Annotated in this window: 5 protein-coding genes; 2 read left to right on the forward strand and 3 right to left on the reverse strand. The window is 71.6% G+C overall.

Annotated elements, in window-relative coordinates; genetic code table 11:
* Window positions 1-466: 466 nt before the first annotated feature.
* The 3 genes from ACZ5WC_RS24210 to leuS all read right to left on the reverse strand — a co-directional run bounded on the left by ACZ5WC_RS24210 (window position 467) and on the right by leuS (window position 5,254).
* Window positions 467-1,312 (reverse strand): DegV family protein, encoded by an 846-nt coding sequence (locus ACZ5WC_RS24210; RefSeq protein WP_468542765.1) that lies wholly within the window; start codon window positions 1,310-1,312, stop codon window positions 467-469.
* Between the two features lie 112 nt (window positions 1,313-1,424).
* Entirely contained in the window at window positions 1,425-2,222 is a 798-nt protein-coding gene (locus ACZ5WC_RS24215) for a hypothetical protein (RefSeq protein ID WP_468542766.1), read from the reverse strand.
* A 158-nt stretch (window positions 2,223-2,380) separates the two neighbouring features.
* Window positions 2,381-5,254: a leucine--tRNA ligase gene (gene leuS / locus ACZ5WC_RS24220; protein WP_468542767.1), complete on the reverse strand. Its 2,874-nt coding sequence runs from the start codon at window positions 5,252-5,254 to the stop codon at window positions 2,381-2,383.
* Between the two features lie 532 nt (window positions 5,255-5,786).
* On the opposite strand from leuS, the gene ACZ5WC_RS24225 reads away from it, so the two are divergent.
* Both ACZ5WC_RS24225 and ACZ5WC_RS24230 read left to right on the forward strand, forming a co-directional pair.
* Window positions 5,787-7,388, forward strand: coding sequence for a hypothetical protein (locus ACZ5WC_RS24225; RefSeq protein WP_468542768.1), 1,602 nt, complete (start codon window positions 5,787-5,789; stop codon window positions 7,386-7,388).
* Complete coding sequence (locus ACZ5WC_RS24230; RefSeq protein WP_468542769.1) at window positions 7,385-8,962, forward strand: NADH-ubiquinone oxidoreductase-F iron-sulfur binding region domain-containing protein; 1,578 nt, start codon at window positions 7,385-7,387, stop codon at window positions 8,960-8,962. Before ACZ5WC_RS24225 ends, ACZ5WC_RS24230 begins: the two co-directional genes overlap by 4 nt.
* Window positions 8,963-9,099: the final 137 nt, after the last annotated feature.

A 9,099-nucleotide genomic window follows, 5' to 3' on the forward strand; every position in this document is an offset into this window, starting at 1 on the left:
GCGGGCGCGCGGGCGGGCAACGTGTCGAGACCCGGGCCGGACCCCCGCCCGGCCGCTCGGGCGAGTGCCGGAACCGTGCCGCGCCCACCCGGGCGGCTGCCCCGGCACAGGATCAGGATCAGGCTCAGGCAGAAGATCGTTCAGCTGAGCTGACGAATGGATGGACGACTGGACGGAGAAGGCATCGGGAGCGGACACCCGAGAAGTTCGAAAGGCCATGCCTCACGACGTTAGGCACATCCGCCCGAACCCGCTGAGTAGCCCCGATTCCTGTGGAAAGACCGCCAGTTGTGGATAACTCGACCACTCCTCGGGGTGACAAACAGCCCCGTACCGCCCCCGAAAAAATGACGGAACCACGATCACGGAACAACGATCACCAAGCCGCAATCCCTGAACCCCGGACCCGAACCCCGAACCCCGAACCCCGGACCCCGAACCCCGGACCCCGGACCCCGGACCCCGATCACCGCACCGAGATCACCGCACCCAGCAGCCCCGGCCCCGTGTGCGCACCGATCACCGCGCCGACCTCGCTGACGTGCAGTTCGACCAGACCGGGGACACGTTCGCGCAGCCGCTCGGCCAGGCGGTCGGCGCGGTCCGGCGCGGCGAGGTGGTGGACGGCGATGTCCACCGCCGCTTCGCCCGCGCGCTCGGCCACGATCTCCTCCAGGCGGGCAATCGCCTTGGACGCCGTCCTTACCTTCTCCAGCAGCTCGATCCGGCCTCCGTCGAGTTCCAGGATCGGCTTCACCGCCAGGGCGGACCCCAGCAGGGCCTGGGCCGTGCCGATACGGCCGCCCCGGCGCAGATAGTCCAGCGTGTCGACATAGAAATAAGCGGATGTCCCGGCCGCCCGCTTCTCCGCGGCCGCCACCACCTCGTCCAGGCCGCCCCCCGCCTCCGCCGCCTCCGCCGCCGCGAGGGCGCAGAATCCGAGAGCCATGGCGACCATGCCGGTGTCCACCACCCGTACCGGGATGGGGGCGTCCTTCGCCGCGAGCAGCGCCGCGTCGTACGTGCCCGAGAACTCCGCCGACAGGTGCAGCGACACCACGGCGTCGGCCCCGCCAACGGCCGCCGCCCGATAGGCCGCCGCGAAGACCTCGGGGCTCGGGCGGGACGTGGTCACGGAGTGGCGTTTCTGCAGCGCCAGGGCGAGTGAACGGGCCGAGATCTCCGTGCCCTCCTCCAGCGCCTGATCGCCCAGGACGACGGTCAGCGGCACCGCGGTGATGCCGTGCCGTTCCATCGTCGGGCGCGGCAGGTAGGCCGTGGAATCGGTGACGACAGCGACATGGCGGGACATGTGCCGGAGGTTACCTGGCGTACCGGGAGTGCGGCAGCCCGGCCCCGGGCCTCTGATCATTCATGGTCACTTCGGAACGTATCCGGTCGGAGCGCTTCCCGGATCGCGTACGTCAGTTCGTCGTTTCCGGCCGGGCGGACTTCTCCCACGGGTAGCTCGTGCGCTTCCGCGGGTCCGATGCGGTGATCGCCTGCGGGGCCTCTTCATCGGCCTGACCGGGCCAGGCCTCGTCGGCCGTGCTGCTGCTTCCGGCCGAGGCGGCCGGTTCGGGCCAGTCCGCTCCGGGGCCGTGGCCGGAGGTCGTGGACGTCCCGGGGCCGTGGCCCGGGTTCGCGGACGCCCCGGCACCCGGTGCACGCGACTCCTCGACGGTCCAGTGCCGCAGCGCACCGGCCTCGACGTCGATCTGTGCGTTCAGCGCGTCCAGGTCGTCGTCGGCGAACTGCCGTGCCCGGTCCCGCGCCGCCCAGCGCAACGACTCCGCCGAGTGCGTGATCCGCTGGGTCCGCTCCTTCAGCTGGGGCAGCAGGGCCGCGACCGTCGACCGGTCCGGCTCGCGCTCCAGCCGCTTCAGCTCGTCGTCCAGCTCAAGGCCGTGCGCGCTCAGCCGCCGGAAGAGCGCCACCGACTCCGAGAGCGAGGCGTCCTCCGCCACGCCGGCGTGCAGGGCGTCCTGGGTGGCGCGCATCGACGTCCGCAGGGCGAGCCGGAGCTGTGCGAGCTCGCCGACGACACCGGGCTGGCCGAAGCTCTTGGCCCGGAGCGTGGTGTCCTCCACGGTGCGGCGGGCCTGCGTGATCGTGCGGTCCACGCCCCGCTTGGCCGCGCCGACGGCCTTCACGGTCACGTAGACGCCCAGCGCGATGAACGCGACGAAGAGCAGCGCCAGGATCGTGATCGCGGCTTCCATGAATGCCCCTCGGTTTCTCGATGCGGCCCGCCGATACCGGTCGCCCCCTCCACCGTAAACGGAACGGGCAGGCCGAGGGTTCCTTCGGAACCCCCAACCTGCCCGTAGGGGATGGCCCTAACCATCCGCAGAGGCCATCACGCCACCCGCAAGAACCCTCACGCGGGGACGATGTTCACCAGCTTCGGGGCGCGCACGATCACCTTGCGGATGCCCGCCCCGCCCAGCGCCGCCACGACCGCGTCGTCAGCCAGGGCCAGCGCCTCCAGCTCCTCGTCCGTGATGGACGGGGAGATCTCCAGACGGGCCCGGATCTTGCCCTTGATCTGGACGACGCAGGTGACCGTCTCGTCCACGACGTACGCCGGGTCCGCCACGGGGAAGTCCTGGTGGACGACCGACTCGGTGTGGCCCAGCCGACGCCACAGCTCCTCGGCCACATGCGGGGCCAGCGGGGCGATCAGCAGGACCAGCCGCTCGGCGACCGAGCGCGACAGCGGGCCGCCGGCCTTCGTCAGATGGTTGTTCAGCTCGGTGATCTTGGCGATGGCGGTGTTGAACCGCATGCCCGCCAGGTCCTGGCCGACCCCGTCGATGGCCTTGTGCAAGGCCCGCAGAGTGTCCTCTCCGGGCTCCGTGTCGACGACGGTGACCTCGCCGGTCTCCTCGTCGACCACATTGCGCCACAGCCGCTGCAACAGCCGGTACTGGCCGACGACGGCACGCGTGTCCCAGGGGCGCGACACGTCCAGGGGGCCCATCGCCATCTCGTACAGGCGCAGGGTGTCCGCACCGTACTCGGCGCAGATCTCGTCCGGCGTGACCGCGTTCTTCAGGGACTTGCCCATCTTGCCCAGGACGCGGCTGACCTTCTCGCCCTCGTAGTAGAAGCCGCCGTCGCGCTCCTCCACCTCGGCGGCCGGGACGGCGATGCCCCGGCTGTCGCGGTAGACGAAGGCCTGGATCATGCCCTGGTTGTACAGCTTGTGGAACGGCTCGGCCGAAGAGATGTGGCCCAGGTCGTGCAGCACCTTGGACCAGAAGCGCGCGTACAGCAGGTGCAGCACGGCGTGCTCGGCGCCGCCGACGTACAGGTCGACACCGCCGGTGGGCCGGCCCTCCCGCGGGCCCATCCAGTACTGCTCGATCTCCGGGTCGACCAGCTGACGGTCGTTGTTCGGGTCCAGGTAGCGCAGCTCGTACCAGCAGGAACCGGCCCAGTTGGGCATGGTGTTGGTCTCGCGGCGGTACTTCCGCGGACCGGCCCCGTCGCCCAGGTCCAGCGTGACGTTGACCCAGTCGGCGTTGCGTGACAGCGGGGTCTCAGGCTGCGCGCTCGCGTCCTCCGGGTCGAAGGTGCGCGGCGAGTAGTCCTCGACCTCCGGCAGCTCCAGCGGCAGCATCGACTCGGGCAGCGGGTGGGCGATGCCGTCCTCGTCGTAGACGATCGGGAAGGGCTCGCCCCAGTAGCGCTGGCGGCTGAACAGCCAGTCGCGCAGCCGGAAGTTGACGGTGCCCTCGCCGACACCGTGCTCCTTCAGCCACTCGGTGATCGTCGCCTTGGCCTCGACGACACCCAGGCCGTCCAGCGAGATCTCGTCGTTCGCGGAGTTGACCAGCTTCGCGTCGTACGAACTGAAGGCGTCGTCCCACGTGGAGGGGTCGGTTCCGCGGTCGTCGGACGGCTGGACGACACAGCGCATCGGCAGCTCGAAGGCGCGCGCGAAGGCGAAGTCGCGCGCGTCGTGCGCCGGTACGGCCATGATCGCGCCGGTGCCGTAGCCCATCAGGACGTAGTCCGCGATGAAGACGGGGACCTTCTCGCCGCTGACCGGGTTGGTGGCGTACGCGCCGGTGAACACACCGGTCTTGTCCTTGGCCTCGGCCTGCCGCTCCACATCGGACTTGGCGGCGGCCTGCTTGCGGTACGCGGTGACGGCCTCGGCCGGGCTCGTGTGTCCGCCGGTCCACACCGGGTGGGTGCCCTCGGGCCAGGCGGCCGGAATGATCCGCTCGACCATGTCGTGCTCGGGGGCCAGCACCATGTACGTGGCGCCGAACAGGGTGTCCTGACGGGTGGTGAAGACGGTGATGCCACCCGCGGTGTCGACCGGGAACTCGACCCGGGCGCCCTCGGAGCGCCCGATCCAGTTGCGCTGCTGCAACTTGATGGCCTCGGGCCAGTCCAGCCCGTCCAGGTCGTTCAGCAGCCGGTCGGCGTAGGCGGTGATGCGCATGTTCCACTGGCGCAGCTTGGCCTTGAAGACGGGGAAGTTGCCGCGCTCGGAGCGACCGTCGGCGGTGACTTCCTCGTTGGCCAGCACGGTGCCCAGACCGGGCGACCAGTTGACGGGCGCGTCGGAGGCGTACGCCAGGCGGTACTGGCCCAGCAGGTCCGCGCGCTCGGCGGCGGTCAGCTCGCCCCACTCACGGCCGTCGGGGGTCGCGCGGGTGCCGTTCTCGAACTGCTCGACCAGCTCGGCGATCGGGCGGGCCCGGTCGGCCTCGGTGTCGTACCAGGAGTTGAAGATCTGCAGGAAGATCCACTGCGTCCACTTGTAGTACTCGGACTCGATCGTCGCGAAGGAGCGGCGGTTGTCGTGTCCCAGCCCCAGACGGCGCAGCTGGAGCTTCATGTTCTCCATGTTGGCCTCGGTGGAGACCCGGGGGTGCGTGCCCGTCTGGACCGCGTACTGCTCGGCGGGCAGCCCGAAGGCGTCGAAGCCCAGGGTGTGCAGCACGTTGTGGCCGGTCATCCGCTGGTGGCGGGCGTAGACATCGGTGGCGATGTAGCCCAGGGGGTGCCCGACGTGCAGTCCGGCACCCGAGGGGTACGGGAACATGTCCATGATGAACTTCTTCGGCCTGCCGGCCAGCTCCGGGTCGCCCGCCAGGTCACCGGTGGGGTTGGGCGCCTCGTACGTCCCCTCGGCGTCCCAGAAGTCCTGCCAGCGTGCCTCGATGTCGGCGGCCATCGCCGCCGTGTAGCGGTGCGGCGCAGCCGTCTCGGCAGCGGAATTCGTCTCGCTCATGATCCTCAAAGCTCCATCGATCGTCATCTGCCGGGAAACGAAAAATCCCCTCGCACAGGAGGGGACGCCGCGCTGACTCCGACCAGGCGTTCTCACCGGTCGGAACTGTTCAGCGCGGCTCGCTAAGCAGAAGGCGTACGGCACGCATGGCGTCAGGGTACCGCACGGGCCCGGAAGGGAGCGGGGAGCGACCGGAGGGCGGACACGGCACGCGAGAGCCGGGACCTCGCCCCTCCCCTCGTCGCCCTCCGTAGTCGGCGTGTGATGTTTCCGTGGGTGCACGGTGTGCGTTCCGCGGACTTCCCGTGGGTGTTCCACTGAGTCCTGGGGCGATTTACGGGACGGAGGGAACTCCCGGGAAGCGGAGGTTACTCGGCGTACCCCCTTCTATCAGGGCAACCGCGCAAAGCCCGTACTGGTTGGTATGGGGCGTCCTAGCATGCGGCAACGGGACCGCTTTGCCGAACTATTCGGAGTCGCCCCCATGAACCCTCATCGCAAGATCCGCGTATCCCCCACCATGAGCCCCGGAATGAGTCGGCCGGTACAGGGCGGCCTCACTGTCGCCGCCCTGGTCTTCGTCCCCCTACTCGCCGTCGCAGGGAGCGACGGCTTGCGCACCACCCTTGATTTCACCACCGGCGTCCTGTCGCTGGTGTCGCTCAGCGCTGCCGTCGCCTGGGGCCTGCTGGCCACCGACCGGCTGTTCCTCTCCACCCGCCAGCGGATCGTCTGCCAGGGCATACACCGGGCCACCGCCGTGGCCTCGCTCGGCTTTCTGCTGCTGCACGGCACCGTGAAGGTCGCCCTCGGGCATGTCGATCTGATCGGTGCCCTCATACCCTTCGGCCTCGGCGTCACCGGCACCGCGGGGCTGATCGGCTTCGGTTCGCTGGCCGGTCTGCTGATGGTCGTCACGGCCGCGACCGGCGCCCTGCGCAGCGCGTTCGCCCAGCCCTCCCCCACGGCCACCCGGCTCGGCCAGTCGCTCGGGTCCCCCCGGGAGGCGGGCGGGATCGCGGGCCGGTGGCGCGCCCTGCACGGGCTGTCCTATCCGGCCTGGTGCGCCGCGCTGGTCCACGGCCTGTACGCGGGCCGCGCGCCCGCGACCTGGGTGGTCGTGATGTACGGCCTGTGCCTGGCCGGAGTCGCGGGCGCGCTGTGCCTGCGACTGCTGCCCCGTCCGACGAAGCGGCGGATCGCCGACCGGATCGCGGAGCTGCTGGGCCAGGGCCCGCCGCCCGCCCCGGACCCGGTCCTGCGCGAGTCCCCGTCCTCCGGCGCGGAGCCCTGGTCCGACCCGGTCGGCTGGAGGGAGCCGGGCGGGGACGTACGGGGCACACCCGTGCGCCCGCGCACCCTGTCGGCGCCGATACCCCCGGCGGAGTTCCCGCCGTCGGCGATCCCCGGCTCGCTGCACGAGGCGCCGACGGAGACGCTGTACGGCAGCCGGGCGCCCCTGTACGAGCCCCCGCCCCGCAGCGCCGACCGCGTCACCTTCGACCCTCCCGGGGACACGCCGGTTCAGGGGCGGCGGAAGGGGCCCGGTCCGGGGATAGCGGCCGGATATCGCGCTGTCTCGCTCGGCGGCGGCCCCTCGCTCCCGCCGGAGAGCCGCTGGCCCTCACCGTCCCCCGCACCTCCCGCACAGGCGCACCCCACATCCCCCGCGCCGGCGCACCCCAGCCCGTCCCACGCGGCCGAGCACACCTACGCGCCGCCCCAGGAACCGCCTCTGTACGCATCCCGGTTCGACACGACGCCTACTTATGACACACCGGAATACGACACCGGCACGCCGACTCCGTACGCCCCGCCCTTCGCCCCGCCGCCTTCCGAAGGCGCCCACGGACCGGCGCCCACCGGCGGCATACAGGCTGACGCGATGTCTTCTTACGCAGCACCCCCTTACGGCACGCCTTCCTACGGCGCGCCGTCCCATTCCCATGACACGCCGTCCCATTCCTACGGCACGCCGGAGTACGACAGCGGCCCCCCGACGCCGGACAGCACCACCACAACCACTCCCTTCGCCTCCCCCTTCACCGCCCCCGGTGCCGAGCCGCCTGCCGAGCCGTTCGCCGCTCCCCCGGCAGGCGAACCCTGGCACGCACCCGCAGGAGACCGACCGTGAACGTCCCCCTCCCCGATGTTCCCGAGGTCCGCGTCGTCGGTCTGCCGCAGCTGACCACCGGCTTCGACCTCGTGGAACGGCTCGACCTCGCCATGCACCTGAAGGTCCACGGGCCGCTCGAACCGATGACGGGCGAGCGGCTGGCCGAACTGGCCGAGGCGATATCCCTACACGGAAGGGGAGGTGCCGGTTTCCCCTTCGGCAGGAAGCTGCGGGCGGTGGCGAAGGCGTCCATCCGCCGCGGTGTGCGGCCCGTCGTCGTGATCAACGGCAGTGAGGGCGAACCCGCCTGCCGTAAGGACACCGTGCTCCTCAACCGCGCGCCCCACCTCATCCTGGACGGCGCCCTGCTGGCCGCGGAGGCACTCGGCGCACGCACCCTGGTCGTCGCCGTCACCCGTAACTCCACAGAGGTGTCCGTACGGGCGGCTCTCGCCGAGCGCGGCCTCTCCGACCGGCGCGGCCTGCCGCTGCGCGCCCGGGTGGTCCGCACCCCGGAACGCATGGTCTCCGGCGAGGCATCCTCGGTGATCCGGGCGGCGAACGGCGGGCCCGCCCTGCCGCCGGGCCGGCGCGAGCGGGCGGCGGAGACCGGGGTGGGCGGCGCCCCGACCCTGCTGTCGAACGCGGAGACGTACGCACAGCTCGCCGTCGCCGCCCGGATCGGCCCGCGCCGCTACGGGCACACCGGCCTGCCGAACGAACCGGGCACCGTCCTGCTCACCGTCTCCGGAGCGGTGGCGCGGCCGATGGTCATCGAGGCGCCGACCGGGGTGCCGCTGCGGTACATCCTGCAACTGGCCGACGCTCCCCCGCTGCCGCAGGGCGTCCTGACGGGCGGCTATCACGGCAACTGGATCGACGCGGTCTCCTCGCACAACGCCGTGGTCTCCCGCGAGTCCCTGGCCACCGTGGGCGGCGCGCTCGGGGCCGGCGCCATCCTGCCGATCGGGCCGGATACCTGCCCGCTCGGCGAGTCCCTCCGGATCGCCAACTGGCTGGCCGCCGAGACCGCCGGGCAGTGCGGCCCGTGCAAGCTGGGGCTCCCCGCCGCCGCGGGCGGCCTCTCCGACCTGCTGAACGGGGGCGGGCCCGCGGCCCTGGAGGCCCTGCGCGAGGTCACCCAGGCCGTGAAGGGCCGGGGGGCGTGCAAACACCCGGACGGTTCGGCGCGGTTCCTGCTCTCCGCCTTGTCGGCGTTCACGGACGACCTCGCCGCACACGTCCTGGACGGCGGCTGCGGGCGGGAGACGGCCGGGGTGCTGCCGCTGCCCGGACCTGGCTACCAGGATCTGGAGGAGTCGATTCCGAGCGGTGAGAAGCTGGCCGTGGACTGGACGCTCTGCCAGGGCCACGGCCTGTGCGCGGACATCGTCCCCGAGCTCATCAGGCTGGGCCCCGACGGCTATCCGGCGCTGGCGGACGCCGCCGTACCGATGCATCTGCGCGGGCGGGCCCAGCGGGCCGTACGGCGCTGCCCCGCCCTGGCGCTCAGGATCGAGCAGCCGCCCGCCGAGACGCGCCCCGCCCTCCCGGCCGCCAGCCGACGGGCGCTGGGCAGCGGGCGCGGCTGACCAGGCAGCCGGACAGAAGGTAGGGACAGAAGGTCGGAACAAAAAGTAGCGGGGAAACCCACCCCGGTGGGCCCCCCCCTCCCCTTTGGGCTCCGGAGAAGCGAAACCCCCCCCCCCCTCCCCCCCCCCCAGGCCCC

It is taken from the genome of Streptomyces sp. NPDC033165 (assembly GCF_055577965.1).